Origin of the sequence: Pseudomonas asturiensis, from assembly GCF_900143095.1 — a bacterium.
In the GTDB taxonomy this organism is placed as follows: domain Bacteria; phylum Pseudomonadota; class Gammaproteobacteria; order Pseudomonadales; family Pseudomonadaceae; genus Aquipseudomonas; species Aquipseudomonas asturiensis.
Genome location: NZ_FRDA01000001.1, coordinates 423,167 through 443,494 on the forward strand (window position 1 = coordinate 423,167; position 20,328 = coordinate 443,494).

Genomic DNA, 20,328 nt, shown 5'->3' on the forward strand with positions numbered 1-20,328 from the left:
GCACCCCGTGGGACGCAGGATAGCGACTGAACCCCTAATGATGGTCGCTGTAAAAACTGACCCGTCCAGAAAAATTCCGTAGCCAGAGATATTCCCTGGAGAGCGACGGGCCAGAAGACCTTTAGCGTGCCAGACACGGGTCAGACAATCACCGGTGGCTCCTGAACCGGTGGATCACCCACGGGCGGGTCGATCACCGGCGGCACCGTCGAAGGCGGTTCCTCTTCCGGTGGTGGTACGGGGACGGGAGGATCATCGATGTTCGGATCTGTCGGTTCTGGCGGAATCGGGATGTTCATGGCTTCAGCCTCCTTGTTGGCCTGTTGGCTTCATTTCGACTGTCGTCCTTTCCTGATGATTCAATCCAATCGCTGTTGCGCCGCGGCCTGCGAGCGATTCGCCTCAAAGCAGCCGGACGTTGAACGCTGCGCTATGCTCTGAAGCGCCCCTGTCCCATTCTCAAAACCTTTGAACTTTAGTTACGCAGACCGCTCGGAACCTAGGCAGCCGAATCAGGCGAGTTTTCAGCGCGTGGGGGATTTGTGCTGCCGTATCGTTAATTTTTTCAATTGCACGGATTGCACAGGAGCGTCCCTGGGGCGTGAAGGAGTGATGCTCGATGAATGAACAGCCATACGGCCCGGATTCCCTGGCCTCGGAAATAGCGCACCCAAGTCGTCCCTTGTCATTGACCCAAGCCTTGCAGTTGCCTCGCATCGTGATCGAAGACACGTTGCCAGTGATCGATGGCGGACAGTTTGCGGCCAAAGGGATCATTGGACAGCCAGTGACTGTCACCAGCAAGGTGTACGCGGACGGCCACGACAAAATGGCGGTCAGTATTCGCTGGCGCGCCGTGGATGAAGAACACTGGCACACCGCTGCGATGAGCGAGCTGGGTAATGACAGCTGGATCGGTGAGTTCACCCCGACGTCTGTCGAACGCTATGTGTTCCGGCTCGAAGCCTGGATCGACCAGTTCGGCAGCTATCGCTATGAGCTTGAGAAAAAGTTCGGCGCTGGCGTCTCAATCGAACTGGAACTGGAAGAAGGCCGCATTCATCTGGCGCAGGCAGCAGAGCGCAGTCAGGGAGAGCAGCGTCATGCACTGGAAGGTGTACTGGCGCGTCTCGGCCAGTCCGACAACGACGAGAAGGTTGCCTTGCTGCTGAACAGTGACACTGCCGCGCTGATGAAGCAGGCAGATAATCACGCATTCCTGAGCCGAAGCGCGGAATTCCCCCTCGATATCGAGCGCGAACTCGCTCAGTTTGCCAGCTGGTATGAGCTGTTCCCGCGCTCGATCACTGACGATCCTGCCCGCCACGGTACTTTCAATGACGTGCACACCCGTCTACCGGTTATTCGCGACATGGGCTTCGATGTGCTTTATTTTCCGCCCATCCACCCGATTGGCCGTGCACACCGCAAAGGTCCGAACAACTCCCTGACAGCTGGCCCGGATGATCCGGGTAGCCCGTACGCCATCGGCAGCGAAGACGGCGGTCATGAAGCCATTCACCCGCAACTGGGCAGTCGCGAAGACTTCCGCAGGCTCGTTGTAGCGGCAGCGGATCATGGCCTGGAAATCGCCCTGGATTTCGCCATTCAGTGTTCTCAGGATCACCCGTGGCTCAAGCAGCATCCGGGCTGGTTCTCGTGGCGTCCCGACGGGACCATACGTTATGCGGAAAACCCGCCGAAGAAGTATCAGGACATCGTCAACGTCGACTTCTACGCACCCGACGCGATCCCCGGCCTGTGGCTGGAATTGCGTGACATCGTGCTGGGCTGGGTCGAGGAGGGCGTGAAGATCTTTCGTGTCGACAACCCGCACACCAAGCCGCTGCCGTTCTGGCAGTGGATGATCGGTGAAGTGCGCGGCCAGCACTCTGACGTGATGTTTCTCGCTGAAGCCTTTACCAAACCCGCCATGATGGCGCGTCTGGGCAAGGTGGGGTACTCGCAGAGCTACACGTACTTCACCTGGCGCAATACCAAGGCCGAGCTGTCCGAGTATTTCGCTCAGTTGAATGACGTGCCTTGGCGCGACTGCTACCGCCCCAACTTCTTCGTCAATACGCCGGACATCAATCCGCACTTCCTGCATGACTCAGGGCGTCCTGGTTTCCTGATCCGTGCAGCACTGGCGACCATGGGCTCCGGCCTGTGGGGCATGTATTCGGGGTTCGAGCTGTGCGAGGCGGCACCGATTCCCGGCAAGGAAGAATACCTGGACTCCGAGAAGTACGAGATTCGCGTTCGGGACTTCACGGCGCCCGGCAATATCATTGCCGAGATCGCGCAGTTGAACCGCATCCGTCGTCAGAACCCGGCGCTGCAGACCCATTTGGGCTTGAAGTTGTTGACCGCCTGGAACGACAACATCCTCTACTTCTGCAAACGTTCGCCAGACGGCAGCAACTTCATTCTGATTGCGGTCAATCTGGACCCGAATAACGTTCAGGAAGCGCACTTCGAATTACCGCTTTGGGAGATGGGCTTGCCTGACGATGCAGTGACGTCCGGCGAGGATTTGATGACGGGGCATCGCTGGAACTGGTACGGCAAGGTGCAGTGGATGCGCATTGACCCGTCGTATCAGCCCTTTGGTATCTGGCGTATCCAGGTCGCGCAGTAAAACCGGAAGGAGTCAGTCATGGCCAGAAAGCCCGATGACGCGGCATTCATCAAAGATCCGCTCTGGTACAAGGATGCGGTGATTTATCAAGTGCATGTGAAATCGTTTTACGACTCCAATAACGATGGAGTCGGCGATTTCGCAGGCCTGATCGACAAGCTCGACTACATTGCCGAGCTTGGCGTAAATACGATCTGGCTGCTGCCTTTTTACCCGTCGCCGCGCCGGGACGATGGCTATGACATTTCCGAATACCGGGACGTGCACAGCGATTACGGCACGATGGCCGACGCCAGGCGGTTCATCGCGCAAGCGCACAAGCGTGGTTTGCGGGTTATCACCGAACTGGTGATCAACCACACTTCGGATCAGCACCCATGGTTTCAGAAAGCCCGGAACGCCAAACGCGGCTCAAAGGCCCGTGACTTCTATGTGTGGTCGGACACCGATCAGAAGTATGAAGGTACGCGGATTATTTTTCTGGACACAGAAAAGTCTAACTGGACCTGGGACCCGGTTGCGGGCCAGTACTTCTGGCACCGTTTCTATTCACACCAGCCGGATTTGAATTTCGATAACCCGGCGGTGATGGATGCCGTGCTTGAAGTGATGCGCTTCTGGCTGGACATGGGCATCGATGGCCTGCGTCTGGACGCGATCCCTTACCTGATCGAGCGCGATGGCACCAATAACGAGAACCTGCCGGAAACCCATCAGGTGCTCAAGCGTATTCGCGCCGAGATCGACGCGCATTACCCGGACCGCATGCTGTTGGCAGAGGCCAATCAATGGCCTGAAGACACGCAGCTGTACTTTGGTGACAGCAAGGGGCCCGACGGCGATGAATGCCACATGGCGTTCCATTTCCCTCTGATGCCACGCATGTACATGGCGCTGGCCCAGGAGGATCGATTTCCGATCACTGACATCCTGCGTCAGACACCGGAGATCCCCGCGAACTGCCAATGGGCGATTTTCCTGCGCAACCATGATGAGTTGACGCTGGAAATGGTCACGGATCGTGAGCGTGACTACCTGTGGAATTACTACGCCGCCGACCGCCGTGCGCGCATAAACCTGGGTATTCGTCGCCGCCTTGCGCCGTTGGTGGAACGTGATCGTCGTCGGGTCGAGCTGCTCAACAGCATGTTGCTGTCTATGCCGGGCACGCCTACGCTTTATTACGGCGACGAAATCGGCATGGGTGACAACATTTATCTGGGCGACCGTGATGGCGTGCGTACACCGATGCAGTGGTCCATCGACCGCAATGGTGGTTTTTCGCGCGCCGATCCGGCGAGTCTGGTACTGCCGCCGATCATGGACCCTATGTACGGCTATCAATCGGTGAATGTCGAGAGTCAGGAGCGCGACCCGCATTCGCTGTTGAACTGGAACCGCCGCATGTTGGGCGTGCGCAAGCAGCAGAAAGCGTTTGGCCGCGGTACGCTCAAAATGCTCTCGCCGTCCAATCGGCGAATTCTCGCGTACATCCGTGAATACACCGCACCTGACGGCCACCACGAAATCATACTGTGTGTGGCCAACGTTTCCAGCGCAGCCCAGGCCGCCGAACTGGAACTGTCGGCCTACGCCGGCACCGTACCGGTCGAGATGCTGGGTGGCAGCGCGTTTCCGCCGATTGGCCAGTTGAGTTACCTGCTCACACTGCCGCCATACGGCTTTTACTGGTTTCTACTGGCTTCGGAGAATCAAATGCCCAGTTGGCACGTCGAACCGGCGCAAAGCATGCCGGACTTCCCGACCCTGGTGCTCAAGAAGCGTCTGGAGGAGCTGCTGGACGAGCCCCTTCGCAGCACCATGGAAAATACTTCGCTGTCCGTTTATCTGCCCAAGCGCCGTTGGTTCGCGGGCAAGGACAAGCCGATCGAGCGGGTCAATATTGCCTATGCGGTTCGCTTCGGCGACCCGGACCACCCGGTGCTGCTCAACGAAATTGAGGTCACGGCGGGCGAGCAGACCGAACGTTATCAATTGCCCTTCGGCCTGCTCCCGGAAGAAGAAATCAGCAGCGCGTTGCCTCAGCAGCTGGCACTGGCCCGTGTTCGCCGCGGTCGCCAGGTGGGTCTGATCACCGATGCATTCACCCTGGAAACCTTCATTCGCGCGGTCATTGACGGTATGCAGTCCGATACCGTCATCCCTTGTGACGACGGCGAGTTACGCTTTGAGCAGACCGCTCAACTTGCGCCGCTGGGACTGCACAACGAGTCTGAGGTCCGCTACCTGTCTGCCGAACAGTCCAACAGTTCGGTGGTGGTGGGCACGGCCCTGGTTCTCAAGATGATCCGCAAAGTCAGCGCCGGTACACACCCGGAGCTGGAAATGGGGGCTTATCTCACCGACGCGGGCTATCGCAATATTTCGCCATTGTTGGGCTCGGTTGTGCGGGTGGGTCATGACGGTCAGCCGCATCTGCTGATGATTGCCCAGGGTTATCTCAGTAACCAGGGCGATGCCTGGGAGTGGACCCAGAACAACCTTGAGCGCGCCGTGCGTGATGAAATGGCGCACGGTATCTCGGGTCAGGAACAGCATTACAACGCGCTGCTTGAGCTTGCAGACTTTTCCCGCAGTCTGGGACAGCGTCTGGGCGAGATGCATCAGATTCTGGCTGCGCCGACTGACAATGCGGACTTCGCTGCTGAGGTGACGAGCCGTGAAGACGGCGAGGCTTCGGCGAAAAGCGTTGTTGCTCAAATGGACCGTGCCCTGCATCTGCTTGAGCAGCGCAAGGCCGACCTTGACGCAGATGACCAGCAATTGGTGGATGACCTGATCAGCAAGCGCCAACGTATCCAGCAGCATGTGGCGAGTCTTGCCAGCCGCTCGGTGGGCGGTTTGCGCATGCGTGTGCATGGCGACCTGCACCTGGGGCAGGTGCTTGTCGTAAAAGGCGATGCCTACCTGATCGATTTCGAGGGCGAGCCGGCGCGTGCGTTGAGCGAACGACGTGCCAAGCACAGCCCGTTCAAGGATGTGAGCGGCGTGTTGCGATCTTTCGACTACGCTGCGGCCATGGCCGTGCGCAGCGCGCAGAGCGTGGATACCTCCGAGGAGGCCGCTGCCGCTCGTAAACGCGTCGCCAGTACCTATTTGTCCCAGGCCCGTGAGGCCTTCATCGAGGGGTATCGCGCTGCGACCACCGACATGGCTCATACCTGGAAAGATTCGAACGGGGAGGACGCCGCACTGGAACTGTTCACCCTGGAAAAAGCCGCTTATGAAGTAATCTACGAAGCCGAGAATCGCCCGAGCTGGCTGGCCGTGCCGTTGCAAGGCTTGCGTGGGTTGCTGCACCTGTCTGATGGAGAGCCAACATGAATGCACCTGACAAAACCGTTATACGTCGTCAGGCAATGCCCGCCGCAGTGGATATGGATGCGTTGATCCGTGCTGAACACCGTGACCCGTTTTCTATCCTTGGCCCTCATGGTGATGGTGGCAGTGGTCAGTTTGTCCGTGCCTACCTGCCGGGTGCCTTGAGTGTGCGCCTGCTCTCGCCGGAAGATGGTCGGGAGCTGGGTGAGCTTGAGATGAGCGAAGTCCCCGGTTTCTTTATTGGCCATCTGGATCACGTGCAGCCTTATCAGTTGAAGATCAACTGGGCGGGCGGTGAGCAGATCACTGAAGACCCTTATAGCTATGGTCCGCTGCTGGGCGAGATGGATCTGTACCTGTTCGCCGAGGGCAATCACCGCGATTTGAGCAGCTGCATGGGGGCTCAAGTGACCTGCGTGGATGGCGTGGACGGGGTACGTTTTGCCGTCTGGGCACCCAATGCCCGACGGGTTTCGGTGGTCGGCAGCTTCAACAACTGGGACGGGCGTCGCCATCCGATGCGCTTGCGTCACCCCACGGGCGTCTGGGAAATTTTCGTTCCGCGCCTGCAACCCGGCGAGGTCTACAAATACGAAATCCTGGGTGCTCACGGCATTCTGCCGCTCAAGTGCGACCCTATGGCACTGGCAACTACGCTGCCACCCGACACCGCGTCCAAAGTCTCGGCACCGTTGCATTTCGCCTGGAATGACCATGACTGGCTGGAATCACGTGCCAGGCGTCATGACGTGTCTGCGCCTTTGTCGATCTACGAGCTTCACGCGGGCTCATGGCAGATGGAGCAGAACGAGGAGGGTGACACGTGGCGTCAGTACAATTGGCGCGAGCTGGCGGATCGTCTGATTCCGTACATCAAGGAGCTGGGGTTCACTCACATCGAATTGATGCCGATCATGGAACACCCGTTTGGGGGGTCGTGGGGTTATCAACTGCTGGCCCAGTTCGCGCCGACCGCTCGCTATGGGTCGCCTGAGGATTTTGCGGCCTTTGTGGACGCCTGCCATCAGGCGGAAATCGGCGTGATTCTGGATTGGGTACCTGCGCACTTTCCGACCGATACCCATGGCCTGGCACAGTTCGATGGCACCGCACTTTATGAATATGCCGACCCTAAAGAGGGCTTCCATCAGGACTGGGATACGCTGATCTACAACCTGGGCCGTACCGAAGTTCATGGCTTCATGCTCGCGTCTGCGCTGCATTGGCTCAAGCATTACCACATCGACGGCTTGCGTGTGGATGCCGTGGCTTCGATGCTCTATCGCGATTACTCCCGCAAGGCGGGCGAGTGGGTGCCTAACCGTTTCGGCGGCCGCGAAAACCTTGAAGCCATCGACTTCCTGCGCCACCTGAACGATGTGGTTGCCATCGAAGCGCCGGGCACCATGGTCATTGCCGAGGAATCTACGGCGTGGCCGGGCGTCAGTCAGCCGACCCAGCAAGGCGGCCTGGGCTTCAACTACAAGTGGAACATGGGATGGATGAATGACTCGCTGCACTACATGGAACAGGATCCGATTCACCGTGGCCATCACCACGGCGAGCTGAGTTTCGGTCTTGTGTACGCTTGGTCCGAGCGTTTCATTCTGCCGATTTCCCACGATGAGGTGGTGCATGGCAAGCATTCGCTGATCGACAAGATGCCAGGTGATCGCTGGCAGAAGTTCGCCAACCTGCGTGCTTACCTGACGTTCATGTGGACGCATCCAGGCAAGAAACTGCTGTTCATGGGCTGCGAATTCGGCCAATGGCGTGAGTGGAACCATGACCAGCCACTGGACTGGTATCTGCTCCAGTACGCAGATCACATTGGTGTGAAGCAATTGGTCAGCGATCTGAACCGCATCTACCGCGAGGAAAAGGCTCTGCATGAGCGTGATGCCGAGCCGATGGGTTTTCAGTGGTTGATTGGTGACGACAAGGCCAACAGCGTGTACGCGTACCTGCGCTGGAGCAAGGAGGGTGAGCCGCTGCTGGTGGTTGCCAATATGACGCCGGTTCCACGTCTGGGTTATCGCGTCGGCGTGCCATTCGACGGCAAGTGGGTCGAGCTGCTCAACAGCGATGCCGAGATGTACGCGGGGTCGAACATGGGTAACGGCGGTGGGGTGGTTGCTGAAGACCAGCAGGCGCATGGTCAGCCCGTGTCGCTGAGCCTGGATCTGCCGCCTTTGGCGGTGTTGATTCTCAAGCCGGTCGGGCATCAGGACTGAAGATAATACTCGCGAGTTAGCCGGGCGTCCTTCGCTCGGTTATCAGTCTTGCGGCGGTTATACCCGTGTGGAACGCGGCCGCTTTCCACACGGGTGTTTTGCAGCATGATGCGGTTCTCTGTAGGGCAAGCATGCTTTCAAGCGGCTTTCACCCCGAACCGCTGGTGTCAAACCGGTTACCAGTTCAACCTGAGACCCAGGCTGACCCCCGTTTCCTGCATGGCGTGATCATCCAGATCACGTGCGTAATCCACACTCAGGTAAACACCCAGCTCATTTGTAGGGCGCGCGACCATTCCAGCCCCCAGGCTTGCGGTTTTCGAATCGTGCTCTGTTCTGATCCGATCCGTCCCTTCATAGATAACCGTGTCGTGTCCATCCGCAGTACGCCATACATCCGCTGTCAGGTAGGGCTCGATGGGTACGCCTGCCGGTTCGTAGTGACCCTTGAAGCGCACGCCCAAGCGTCCTGTGTTGCGAGGCTGGTTATCGAATTCAAGAGACGAAATCCCGTCGTGCTGATCGTTAAGATCGACGCGTTGGTGAATGACCTGCACCTGCGGCTCTGCTACCCAATTGTCGTTTACGGGTATGGGGTAGCCTGCTTCGACGGACAGGCTCAGAACCTGCCCTTCGGTATCACTGTGCACGCCGCGCTCAGAGCGGGTGGAACCGTCCAGGCGCGTGCCCATTGCCACCGCATCAATGTAACCGTCTTGGGTGCCGACAAGAGTCCAGTACGCGCCGATGCTGTCTCCCTGAAGGCTCAGTCGCCCTGTGCGGCTGTCCTCACGTCCGCCTGCGAAACCGTCGATACGTCCTTTCAATCGATTGTGTGCCACGAAGATGCCGACGCGCTGGTGTGTGCCATCGCCGGATTGCCCGGCAAACAGGTCGTGCCCGATCTGATAGCCCTCAAGAGATGCGTTCACGCTCGGGCTGACAGCGCCTGACCAGTGTTGCTTGAGGTCGCTGCCGAATACACGCGCCCAGCCTGCGGGAACCTCACCCTGTTGCGTCAGCAGACGTTGATCGCCCTGACGTTCGTGAAAGGTGCCCAGCGAAGACAGTGCAAGGACGGCAGCAGCAGGCGCGACTACGGAGTAGTTGGGGACTTCCTGTCGGTAGAGCGCAATGGGGGCCGCACCGCGTACGGGCTCTGGAAGACTTGGCGTGCCGATGGCCGGAACGGGCAGGGCGGCAGCCGGTTCGGGTGAGGGGGACGGGGCAGGTGGTACAGGCGGCGGCGCAGGGGGCGACACCGGGGGTGAAGGCGGCGTAATGGGCCCTGGCGGCGGGACTGATGGGGAGACGGGAGAAGGTTCGGGCTCTGGTGTCGGTGCGGGTGCTGGTGTTGGTGTTGGTGTCGGCGCTGGCTCGCTGGGCAGGCTGGCAATCGCAAGCGGGGGTGAAAGAACGGATGAGCGCAGGAACCAGCTATTCTCGCTGCCTGCCGTGGCGCCGCCCTTGAACAGGTAATACTGGTACGCGCCGGCCGACAACGAATTCTGCAACGAGAATGCGGCATCATCGCTGGTCGCGCCTTGCGTAGCCTGTACCACTTCGATGCCGTTGCCTTGGGTCAGTGCACCCAAACCGCCAGTGTTGATGACACTCATACGGGTAGTGCCGCCGATGCGACCTTGCCTGACCACCAGTTTGTCAGTGGCAGAGGCATCGTCGGCCAATACCGACTGCAAGAGCAGTTGCCCATCAAGGCCCGTGTAATTGCCGTACACGGTCAACGTGTCTTGAGCGCCGCCCTTGCTGAGGTCGACAGTGCCTGCGTTGTTCAGCGTCACTGGCGTTGTATCGTTGAACGATGTGATCGTGCCTGATGCCGATGTAATCCGGCTGCTGGCATCGACGTTCATGACTCCCGTCACGCTGCTGCTGTCACCCAGCGTGAAGGTACCTGCCAGATCCAGGTGTGATCCGTTGCTCACATTAACCGTTTCCCACTGCAGGTAGCGGGCAGGTACAGACGAGCGTGTGTTATCAAGTGTCAGGGTGTCGTTGCCCAAACCGCCTTCGAGCGTGCTGTTGTGGCTCAGGTAATACTCATTCAGGTTGTACAGGCTTGCGACGTCGTTTCCGTCGGCCATCAGGACACTGCCGCTCACGGTTCCGGCGTCCCGCCAGGTGAAGAGGTCGTTGCCAACGCTGGCCCTGATGCCACCGAGGATTTCGCCACCACTGAGCGTCAGTCGGTCATCTCCACCACTGACACTGATCACGCCACCGATTCTGCCTCCCGACACGATAATGGTGTCTCGGCCAAAGCCTGTCACAAGGTTGCCGATGATGGTGCCGCCGGACAGCTCGAACAGGTTATTGTCCAGCTTCATGTCCACCCGGCCGATGCTGCCACCGGTCATGCGCGCCCGATCACCATCTTCGAACGCCCTGATGATGGTCCCGCCCGTCATGAGGAAGGTGTCGAGTCCGTCTCCCTGAGCCAGTGAGCCAATACTGCCACCGCTCATGACGAAATCATCCGGTTCCGGCCCTTGGTTGACGTCGCCGTTGACGTTTCCCGCTGACAGTGTGAACCGGTCCGCGCCCCCGCCTTGATTCACGTTGCCGGTGATACGGCCCGAGTTCATCTCCACACTGTCCTGGCCAGGACCGAACGTGACATTGCCGTTAACGGTGCCGCTGCCCTGTGGCGCAAACGTCAGTGTGTGGTTTGCGCCGAACCAGGTCACGGAACCGCTGCTGCCGCTGTCGCAGATCTGTGTGTCACTGGCGGTGCCAGGCACGAGGTCGCAACTGCCATCGGCATGTGGAGAAACCATCGCCAGCAGTGCGACGGACAAGAGCTTGCCGCTGCAGCACAAGGTGAAATACTTGAGGGTCATGACCGCGCTCCCTGTGAGGTGGTCAGGGAGGCAATTAAAGGTTGCGTGATACGTGCCCGACTGCCACGCCAGAAACGTCGCGTTGAGAGTGGCGACGACTGTTATGCCAGCCCGATAGAAGGCCCGCAGCATCAAGTCAAGAAGGGATCCTACGGTGCGTCAAGAAGTTGACCGACCGGCGGCGCAGGTAATGACCGATCAGGCAACCCTTGGAACAAGAAGGGAAAAGCTTAGACCTGAATGGCAGGGTTCAGGTCTGCAGGCGGGCGCGACGAGCCAGCCAGAGTGTCAGCAGCAATGCACTGACCGAAAGCAGCGAGGCATAGAAAAATATCCAGTCATAGCCTTGGCCAAGTGCAATGGCCCCCATGACCGGACCGGCAATCGCCAGCGCCAGATCGAAGAACACCGCGTATGCGCTCAGCCCTGCGCCTCGGCTGGGTGTTGGCACGCTTTTGATCGCTTCTACGCCCAGCGCCGGGTAGACCAGCGACAGGCCGATACCTGTCAATCCAGCACCAGCCAACGCAAAGGCGCTGTTCGGCGAGAGCCAGAGCAACACCAGCCCGCAGGTCTCCACCGCCATGCACAGGATGGCAGCGTTGAACCCGCCCAGACGATTGATGGCCCCGATGAACAGCAGACGGGCAAGGATGAAGCATACCCCGAACATACTCAGGCAGTAAGCCGCGCCTTCCCACCCGCGGCTCAGGTAGAAGAGGGTAATGAAGGTGGTGAGGGTGCCGTAGCCAATCGACGACAATGTCAGCCCCAGGCCGTAGGGCGCGACGCGCCCGAACACCGACCAGTACGGCAGGCGCTTGCCGGGAATGACAGGCACTGACGGCTTGTTGCGAATCAACCAGAGCGCCAGGCCTGCCATTGCCATCAGCGCGACACCCAGGCTGTTGAAGCCGATGACATCAATGACGACTACGCCCAGCGGCGCGCCGATGGCAATGGCGCCGTAGGAGGCGATACCGTTCCAGGAAATCGAGCGCGCAGTGTGTTCCGGTCCCACTTTACCGATGCACCAACTGATGGTGCCGACACCAATCAGTCCTTGGGACACACCGAGAAACAGGCGAGCCAGAATCAGGATCGACAGGCTCACCGTCGCAAAATCCTGAAGCAGGGTGGCCAACAAGGTCATCGCGCCACTGACACCGATACCCCACAGCCCAATGACGATCGAACGCTTGCTGCCCAGCGTGTCGGTGGCCCGTCCGGCAAATGGGCGGCTGAGCAGGGTGGCAAGGTATTGCGATGCAATGGCCAGACCTGCAATGAGCGGGCTGAAGCCCAACTGATCATGCACATAGCCAGGCAGTACGGCGATAGGCAAGCCGATGCACAGGAAGGCCACGAAGGTATAGAAAACGATGGAGACGATTTGCAGCGTGATCGTCGTCGAACCGGGCTGGGCGACAGGTTGTTCTGGTGTGGCGGCAGACATTGGGCTCGTTCGCTGGCAGGCGGTGGGAGTGACCTCATCATGGCCCGCACCGGGATCAAATGAAAGCACGCTATCGTTTTACAGATCACTTTGAAAGGGTGGTTGCCGATACGTCGGTATAGTCATAGGATGACTGATCACAACACAATAACAAAAAGGGTTCACATGAAGAAAATCCTCCTCATGGCCGCTGCTGTCGGCTGCTCATTCGGTCTGCCTGTTCAGGCATCAACGTTCGCTTACATCTCAAGCCCTGGAGACGGCCTGATCTCGCAGTATCAGCTGAATGACGCCAGTGGCGCACTCAGCCTCATCGAGCAGACCAAGGCGGGTGATCAAGTCAACCCGATGGCGATCACCCCAGACGGCAAGGCGTTGTTTGCGGCCTTGCGCGTCAAGCCTTACCAAGTCGTCAGCTACAGCATCGAACCCGGTACAGGGCACTTGAAGCCATTGGCTCAGGCGCCGTTGGCGGAAAGCCTGGCCTACCTGTCCACCGATCGCAGTGGTCGCTTTCTCCTGGGCGCCTCCTATGGCGCCGATTTGCTGAGCGTCCAGCCCATCGACGCCCAGCATCGCCCCAGCGACAGCATTCTGACCTACAAGACCGGCATGCATGCCCACTCGGTGCGCACCGACCCGAGCAACCGGTTCGTGTACGCAGGCAACCTGGGCGTTGACCGCGTTCTGCAATACAAGCTGCAACCCAAGGACGGCACCTTGGTGCCCATTGGCGAGGGCTACGTCACGGTTCCCGAGAACACCGGACCACGCCATCTGGCTTTCTCGCCGAACGGCAAGTTTCTGTACGTCGTGGGGGAGATGAGCGGCACCGTGACTGCCTTTTCGATCAACGACAAGACCGGCGGGTTAACGCCGGTCAATCACGCGAACGGTATTCCCGAGCGTTTGAAGCTGGCACCGGGTCAGGTGCGTGACGCACGCAACAATGACCTCAAGGACGATCCGACACCGCGCATCTGGGCGGCCGATGTGCGGATCTCGCCGGACGGCAAGTGGCTGTTTACCAGCGAGCGCACCACCAGCAGCGTGTCGGTGTTCAAGGTCGAGCCGGCCAGTGGCAAGGTGACGTTCATCGAGAATTACCCGGTTCAAGAGAAGCAGCCGCGCAACATCGCAGTGTCACCGAACGGGCGATGGTTGCTGGTGACCGGAGAGAAGAGCGAGACGGTTGGCAGCTACAGCATCGCGGCCGACGGTGCGTTGAAGCGGGTCGGTGAGGCGCCATCAGGCAAGGGTGCGCTGTGGATCGAAATGCTCAGTCAGCCGGCGCAGTAATCGGGGCTTCATAACGTAAAAACCCTGCCGCAAGGGCAGGGTTTTCAAATACCGCGCGAGTGTGACGCTAAGCGTGCTGCTTAGAACGTCACGCCCTGACTGCGCAGGTAGTCATCGTATGTACCGCTGAAGTCGATCACGCCGCTTGGGCTCAGCTCGATGATGCGTGTGGCCAGCGAGGACACGAATTCACGGTCGTGGCTGACGAATACCAGTGTGCCCGGGTAGTTTTCCAGAGCGAGGTTGAGCGCCTCGATGGATTCCATGTCCAGGTGGTTGGTAGGTTCGTCCATCACCAGTACGTTCGGCTTTTGCAGGATCAGTTTGCCGAACAGCATACGACCCTGTTCACCCCCGGAAATCACCTTGACCGACTTGAGGATCTCGTCGTTGGAGAACAGCATGCGGCCCAGTGTGCCGCGAACCAGCTGCTCGCCACCTTGAGTCCACTGACCCATCCAGTCGAAGAGGGTGCTGTCGTCTTCGAAATCGTGGGCGTGGTCCTGAGCGTAGTAACCGATCTCCGCCGACTCGGTCCATTTGACCGAGCCTGCATCCGGCTGCAGCTCGTTGACCAGTGTGCGCAGCAGCGTGGTCTTGCCGATGCCGTTTGGCCCGATGATCGCCACACGCTCACCGGCTTCAACGGTGAAGCTGAAGTCCTTGAACAGCGGCACGCCTTCAAAGCCCTTGGCCATACGCTCGACCACGACCGCCTGGCGATGCAGCTTTTTGGTCTGCTCGAAGCGGATGAACGGGCTGACGCGGCTGGACGGTTTGACTTCGGCCAGCTGGATCTTGTCGATCTGCTTGGCGCGGGAAGTCGCCTGTTTGGCTTTCGAGGCGTTGGCGGAGAAGCGGCTGACGAAAGACTGCAGTTCGGAGATTTGCGCTTTCTTCTTGGCGTTGTCGGACAGCAGTTGCTCGCGGGACTGGGTCGCCACGGTCATGTATTCGTCGTAGTTGCCCGGGAACAGACGCAGCTCGCCGTAATCCAGGTCAGCCATGTGGGTGCACACGCTGTTCAGGAAGTGACGGTCGTGGGAGATAATGATCATCAGGCTGTTACGCTGGGTCAGGATGTTTTCCAGCCAGCGAATGGTATTGATGTCCAGGTGGTTGGTCGGTTCGTCGAGCAACAGCACTTCCGGATCGGAGAACAGTGCCTGAGCCAGCAGCACGCGCAGCTTCCAGCCTGGCGAGACTTCACTCATCGGGCCGTTGTGCTGCTCGATGCCGATACCCAGACCCAGCAGCAGTTCACCGGCGCGGGACTCGGCGGTGTAGCCGTCCATTTCCGCGAACTCGGTTTCCAGCTCGGCTACGGCCATGCCGTCGTCTTCGCTCATTTCCGGCAACGAGTAGATGCGGTCGCGCTCGGCCTTTACCTTCCACAGCTCTTCATGACCCATGATCACGGTGTCGAGCACGGTGAATTCTTCGTAGGCGAACTGATCCTGGCGCAGCTTACCCAGACGCACGTTCGGTTCCAGCATCACCTGACCACCCGAAGGCTCGAGATCGCCGCCCAGGATTTTCATGAACGTGGATTTACCGCAGCCGTTCGCGCCGATCAGGCCGTAACGGTTACCGGCACCAAACTTGACCGAGACGTTCTCGAACAGAGGCTTGGGACCGAACTGCATCGTAATGTTAGCTGTGGAGATCAATTACTTTACCTATCAATAGCTTAGGGGACGCATTTTTTGGCTGGGACCCATTTGGGACCAATACCGGGCCAATCTGGATGTATTTCCAGTTCGCTCCGATCCGGGTTCGAGCTGATCCTGCGGGCATAGGCCGACAGCAACGTCAGCCTGTCATGGCTGCGTTGCCGGGATATGAATGTGGGAATTCATGCCAGACATCGGCGCGCATTGTCGCATAGCTGAGGCGTCAGGGACATGGCGAACCGCCAAGGATTATTGAAGAATGCAGTCCGGATCGGACTCGCGCGGTTCATCATGGGTGAAAACAGGAAGGGTCCGGTTTGCAGTTCTGCGACCGTGCAGTGATTTCGGTTGTCCCGGAGTCTGACACTGGAGTTGCGCTTTACGCCTCAACGCCTAGTCTGTCTGACTGACCGCCTGACGCCTTGTCGGGCCTGGCAGTGAGGAGGTATCCCATGTCGACAATACCACCCCTTTTTAATGATGAAGTATTGGCTTGGGATCGTTATGCAGCGGCTGCGCTCAGCACGACGATCACCTGCACCGAGACAGCAGAGGAGGCGGTGGTCGCTGCTGCCGACCTTGCAGACAGACTCGTCAAAGAGCGTGAAAAACGCATCAAGGCCGCAAAAGAGCATCTGTTTCAGCATTGATCGATCCTGCGGGCCCGCTCTTAATGTCGAGCCCGCTTCTTTCTAAATTTCTGCGCCAGTGCCAAAGTGGCTGTAAAACCGCTTTTTGAGTTTTAATACCACCCCGTGTGATGTCAGGTTTCGTCAGCCACCCACCTTCGCCATCCGAATGGCCGGCCAGGCACACGCCCGACTCCCTTGAACGTTACGCGGGCGCTCTGTAATAAGGATGTTAGATGCTGCGCATATTGGGTAAGAATACTTCTATCAATGTAAGAAAGGTCCTGTGGACTTGCGAAGAACTGGCGATACCGTTTCGCCTGGAAGAGTGGGGCAGCGGTTTCGAACCGACGGACAGCCCTGCCTTTGTTGCCCTGAATCCAAACGCCATGGTGCCTGTTATCGTGGACGATGATTTTGTGCTCTGGGAGTCCAACAGCATCATCCGGTACTTGGCAGGTCGCCATGACGGTACTCATCTCTACCCCGTCGAGCCAAGAGCGCGGGCCCGCGTCGATCAATGGATCGACTGGCAGGCTGCCGACCTCAACAAGTCCTGGGTCTATGCGTTCATGTCCCTGGTCCGTCGTTCGCCCGACTTTCAGGATGTCCGTGCATCGGCTGATTCCTGCCTGAACTGGACCAGGCATATGCGCGTACTGAATCAGCAGCTCGAAACAACGGGTGCCTACGTGAGCGGTGGTCGTTTTACGCTCGCCGACATTCCCATCGGGCTTTCAATCAACCGCTGGTTCGAGACACCCCTGAATCATCCCGACCTGCCCGCAGTCAATGCTTACTACGAACGCTTGAGCAATCGCCCCGGTTATCTGCTGTACGGGAGAAACGGCACCCCGTGACGTCAGCAGCTTTCTGCGCCTATGCTGCTCACCGGTTTAAAGTCTTTGCCCCTTGAGGAGACGCTGCAGTGACCCTGATCAAAATGACCGCCGGCGGATACGAGTTCCTGGCGGAAACCAACCCGGACGCACCTAAAACGGTGGCGGCCTTCCTGAAACTGTTGCCTTACCGGCAGAAATTCATTCACGTGCGCTGGAGTGGCGAGGGGTGTTGGGTGCCGCTTGATGATTATGAGTTGAAGTTCGAGGACGCACTTGTGGGGTTTGAAAACGCCACCAGCCATCCTTCGGTAGGCGACATCCTGTTTTATCCCGGCGGTTACAGCGAGACGGAAATCCTCCTGGCTTACGGCTCGTGCTGCTTTGCCAGCAAGATGGGGCAACTGGCGGGCAATCATTTTCTGACCATCACGCAGGGCAAAGAGAACCTGCGCAAGCTGGGCGTAAAGACGCTGTGGGAAGGCGCGCAGGACGTGGTCTTCGAACTGGCGTAACACGGCGTCTGAGTCATGTGTTACTTCGCCAGTATTTTTTGGAACCGCTGATCTTCGCCAGGGGTCTAGTCAACAATGCTTCCGCCACCTGGAAGCCGAACTGGAGATCAGTCCTTGAATATTTTCGAAGCGCTACGTGAAAGTCACGACCGTCAACGCGGCTATGCCGATGCCCTGATCAAGACCAGTGGCGATTCAGAAGAACGTGCACAGGCCTATAAGCAGCTCAAGGAAGAGCTTCAGGCGCATGAAACTGCTGAGGAGCGATTTTTCTACATTCCTTTGATGGAGCACGACAAAGGCATTGATCTGAGCCGTCATGCCATTTCCGAGCATCACGAAATGGATGAAATGATGGAGGAGCTGGACGAAACCGAGATGTCTAGCCCGGCCTGGCTGGCAACTGCGAAGAAACTCTCGGAAAAAGTGCATCACCATTTGAAAGAAGAAGAACAGAAATTTTTCCAGATGGCCGGCAAGCTCCTCGATGAGAAGCAAAAGCAGTCCCTGGCTGGCGGTTACGTGAAAGAGTACGAAGAGCAACTGGCCGAAGGATGATCGATGCCCGCAGTGCTAGAATCGGCTTTTTCTGAATGAAGGCATGACATGAAGTTTCCGGTTTTGGTGATTGCGGCAGCAGTGTTGGTCGGATGTGCGGCGCCTTCAAACTCAGCGCGTTCAGGTGGGCCGGCCAAGGTCTTGTCCAGCAACAAGCAGGCAGCGGCCGTCGCTCAGTGCATTCAGGTGACCTGGCAGAACGAAGCCATGTTCGGTTCATCGTCGGATGTGTTCCTGCACACGCTCTCTGAAGGCGGCTTTACGGTGTTCACGACCGAAACCCGCTATTTCGCCGATGTCCGACCTAAGGGCGGGGCCACGTCAGTGGAGTTCTACGCGGCTCAAGGGGAGACGCAGGCGAACCTGCGATCAGCCGCAATCGCAACGTGCCTTTAAGCCTTCGTCGAAGTTTCAAGGCCTGAATGCCGGGCCTGTCTATCTGCCGGGCCTGTCTATCTCAAGGCGCCAATGCGCTATGAATCGCCGCAGAGGCCAGCAGGTCGTGCAGTACCTGCTGGCCGGCGTCTTGAAAATCCTTGATCTGAACGTCGTCCCTGGCCGTTCGTGAACCCAGCACCGTCCCTTTTTCGTCCAGCACTTGAGCCGTCACGTCATAGATGAAATGCGTGCTCAGGTAGGTGTCGGTTTTCCATTCTTTCACCTTGAGCACCAGCACACGTTGGCCTGGGCCGGCCGATTTGAGCGGCGGGTCGAATGGCTTGGCGCTGGCGACGATGGCGGAATCGGCCAGCGCACTGAGCACGGAGCGTTGCAGGTCAACCGCCAGCGGGTTGCCACTGGCGGTGTTCATGTCGAACGGATTGTAATAAGTGCCGCGCGAGACCCCTACGAACGTGCTCTTCTTTTCTCCTGACACTACATACGGGCGTACGTCATAGACGGCCACCGCCACCGATTTGCCGGTGGCGATCGCCAGATCCGGGCCGATGGTGGCGTAATCGACTTTTCGTCCGAGCGCGCAGCCCGTCAGTGTCAGGACGAGCGTGGCGAGTACCAGGGTTTTGATCTTGAGCATCGAGCCTTCCTTGAATGCCGGGCAGTGTCGTCGCAGCAGCGAGCAATGCAGACGTATCGGCTTCGTCCCTGAAAACTGAAATGTTGCCGCGCGCCCGATTATGGCGCGCACGCGCACCTGTGGGGCCTGGCTACACAGCGCACGCTGCGCGTAACGTCGTGGTTGACCGAGCCTCATCGACGCAAGCTTCTCGTCCCTTTTTCAGATGATTGATTTATCTGGACTTTTCAAAACGATGTCATTGCCTGCCTTCTGTGGCACACTTTCTGCTGTCTATTCCGTTGTTACATACCTGTATCCGCTATAGCGGAATTATGACAACCTCGGTGGAGTTCATGTGATGCGCTACGGACCTTCTTTTCTGAAAGCCTGTGTATTTGCTTTTGCATCTGCAGCCACGCTGGTCAATCCAGCCATGGCGGCAGAGGGCAGTAAACTGGATGCGGTACTGAAACGCGGCAATCTGGTGGTCGGCACAGGCAGCACCAACGCGCCCTGGCACTTCCAGGGGGCGGACGGCAAGTTGCAGGGGTTCGATATCGACATCGGCAGGATCATCGCCAAGGGCCTGTTCAACGACCCGAGCAAGGTCGAGTTCGTTGTTCAGTCCTCTGACGCACGCATTCCCAACCTGCTGACGGACAAGGTGGACATCAGTTGCCAGTTCATTACCGTTACCGCGAGCCGCGCCCAACAGGTTGCATTTACCTTGCCGTACTACCGCGAAGGTGTCGCCTTGCTGCTGCCTGCCAACAGTAAATTCAAGGAAATCGATGACCTGAAAGCCGCAGGCGATGGCGTGACGGTCGCGGTGCTGCAGAACGTGTACGCCGAAGAGCTGGTCCATCAGGCGCTGCCCAAGGCCAAGGTCGACCAGTACGACAGCGTTGACCTGATGTATCAAGCCATCAACTCCGGCCGTGCCGACACCGCAGCGACTGACCAGTCCTCGGTCAAATACCTGATGGTGCAGAACCCTGGCCGCTATCGCTCGCCAGCCTTCGCCTGGAGCCCGCAGACCTATGCCTGTGCCGTCAAGCGTGGCGATCAGGACTGGCTGAACTTCGTCAACACTGCGCTGCATGAAGCCATGACCGGTGTTGAATTCCCGACCTATGCCGCCTCGTTCAAGCAATGGTTCGGCGTGGACCTGCCGGTGCCTGCAATTGGCTTCCCGATGGAATACAAATAAGCCGGATCAGACCTCTTGAAGGGCAGGGCGAACCTTGTGCTCACCCTGCCGGG

Annotated in this window: 15 protein-coding genes; 10 read left to right on the forward strand and 5 right to left on the reverse strand. The window is 58.6% G+C overall.

All coding sequences use genetic code 11. The features are described from left to right. Positions 1-140: 140 nt before the first annotated feature. A complete protein-coding gene (locus BUB69_RS28765) occupies positions 141-299 on the reverse strand; it encodes a hypothetical protein (RefSeq protein ID WP_163032043.1) in 159 nt (52 codons plus the stop codon). 320 nt (positions 300-619) lie between these two features. Here BUB69_RS28765 and BUB69_RS02055 point away from each other — a divergent pair, with 320 nt between their 5' ends. From BUB69_RS02055 to glgB, 3 genes are read left to right on the forward strand one after another with little or no spacing between them, the layout of a single operon-like run. Then, on the forward strand, positions 620-2,641 hold the full coding sequence (locus BUB69_RS02055) for an alpha-1,4-glucan--maltose-1-phosphate maltosyltransferase (protein ID WP_073162046.1): 2,022 nt from the start codon (positions 620-622) through the stop codon (positions 2,639-2,641). A gap of 18 nt (positions 2,642-2,659) precedes the next feature. Continuing rightward, positions 2,660-5,986 (forward strand): maltose alpha-D-glucosyltransferase, encoded by a 3,327-nt coding sequence (treS, locus tag BUB69_RS02060; protein ID WP_073162047.1) that lies wholly within the window; start codon positions 2,660-2,662, stop codon positions 5,984-5,986. Then, positions 5,983-8,217, forward strand: coding sequence for a 1,4-alpha-glucan branching protein GlgB (glgB, locus tag BUB69_RS02065; RefSeq protein ID WP_073162048.1), 2,235 nt, complete (start codon positions 5,983-5,985; stop codon positions 8,215-8,217). Before treS ends, glgB begins: the two co-directional genes overlap by 4 nt. A 176-nt stretch (positions 8,218-8,393) precedes the next feature. On the opposite strand, the gene BUB69_RS02070 is transcribed toward glgB, so the two are convergent. Further along, a complete protein-coding gene (locus BUB69_RS02070; protein ID WP_073162049.1) occupies positions 8,394-11,078 on the reverse strand; it encodes an autotransporter family protein in 2,685 nt (894 codons plus the stop codon). Positions 11,079-11,328: 250 nt separating this feature from the next. Further along, positions 11,329-12,534 carry an MFS transporter gene (locus BUB69_RS02075; protein ID WP_073162050.1) on the reverse strand — a complete coding sequence of 402 codons (1,206 nt, stop codon included), beginning with the start codon at positions 12,532-12,534 and terminating at the stop codon, positions 11,329-11,331. 165 nt (positions 12,535-12,699) lie between these two features. Between BUB69_RS02075 and BUB69_RS02080 the strand changes: the two genes are divergently transcribed. Further along, positions 12,700-13,833: a lactonase family protein gene (locus tag BUB69_RS02080; RefSeq protein ID WP_073162051.1), complete on the forward strand. Its 1,134-nt coding sequence runs from the start codon at positions 12,700-12,702 to the stop codon at positions 13,831-13,833. Positions 13,834-13,913: 80 nt separating this feature from the next. Here BUB69_RS02080 and BUB69_RS02085 read toward each other — a convergent pair whose 3' ends face one another. Continuing rightward, positions 13,914-15,503, reverse strand: a complete 1,590-nt coding sequence (locus BUB69_RS02085; protein ID WP_024694704.1) for an ABC-F family ATPase — start codon at positions 15,501-15,503, stop codon at positions 13,914-13,916. A 455-nt stretch (positions 15,504-15,958) separates the two neighbouring features. Here BUB69_RS02085 and BUB69_RS28380 point away from each other — a divergent pair, with 455 nt between their 5' ends. From BUB69_RS28380 to BUB69_RS02105, 5 genes are all read left to right on the forward strand, one after another. After that, on the forward strand, positions 15,959-16,156 hold the full coding sequence (locus tag BUB69_RS28380) for a hypothetical protein (protein WP_024688508.1): 198 nt from the start codon (positions 15,959-15,961) through the stop codon (positions 16,154-16,156). 215 nt (positions 16,157-16,371) lie between these two features. After that, positions 16,372-16,995, forward strand: a complete 624-nt coding sequence (locus BUB69_RS02090; protein WP_073162052.1) for a glutathione S-transferase family protein — start codon at positions 16,372-16,374, stop codon at positions 16,993-16,995. 68 nt (positions 16,996-17,063) lie between these two features. Further along, the gene (locus BUB69_RS02095) at positions 17,064-17,489 is read left to right on the forward strand and encodes a DUF3830 family protein (protein ID WP_073162053.1); all 426 of its coding nucleotides are present in this window, start codon (positions 17,064-17,066) and stop codon (positions 17,487-17,489) included. 114 nt (positions 17,490-17,603) lie between these two features. Continuing rightward, positions 17,604-18,047 (forward strand): hemerythrin domain-containing protein, encoded by a 444-nt coding sequence (locus BUB69_RS02100; protein ID WP_163032030.1) that lies wholly within the window; start codon positions 17,604-17,606, stop codon positions 18,045-18,047. A gap of 48 nt (positions 18,048-18,095) precedes the next feature. Further along, complete coding sequence (locus BUB69_RS02105) at positions 18,096-18,443, forward strand: 2-oxoacid ferredoxin oxidoreductase (protein WP_073162055.1); 348 nt, start codon at positions 18,096-18,098, stop codon at positions 18,441-18,443. Positions 18,444-18,504: 61 nt separating this feature from the next. On the opposite strand, the gene BUB69_RS02110 is transcribed toward BUB69_RS02105, so the two are convergent. Next, positions 18,505-19,083 (reverse strand): hypothetical protein, encoded by a 579-nt coding sequence (locus tag BUB69_RS02110; protein ID WP_073162056.1) that lies wholly within the window; start codon positions 19,081-19,083, stop codon positions 18,505-18,507. A 340-nt stretch (positions 19,084-19,423) separates the two neighbouring features. On the opposite strand from BUB69_RS02110, the gene BUB69_RS02115 reads away from it, so the two are divergent. Next, on the forward strand, positions 19,424-20,275 hold the full coding sequence (locus tag BUB69_RS02115) for a transporter substrate-binding protein (protein WP_073162057.1): 852 nt from the start codon (positions 19,424-19,426) through the stop codon (positions 20,273-20,275). Positions 20,276-20,328: the final 53 nt, after the last annotated feature.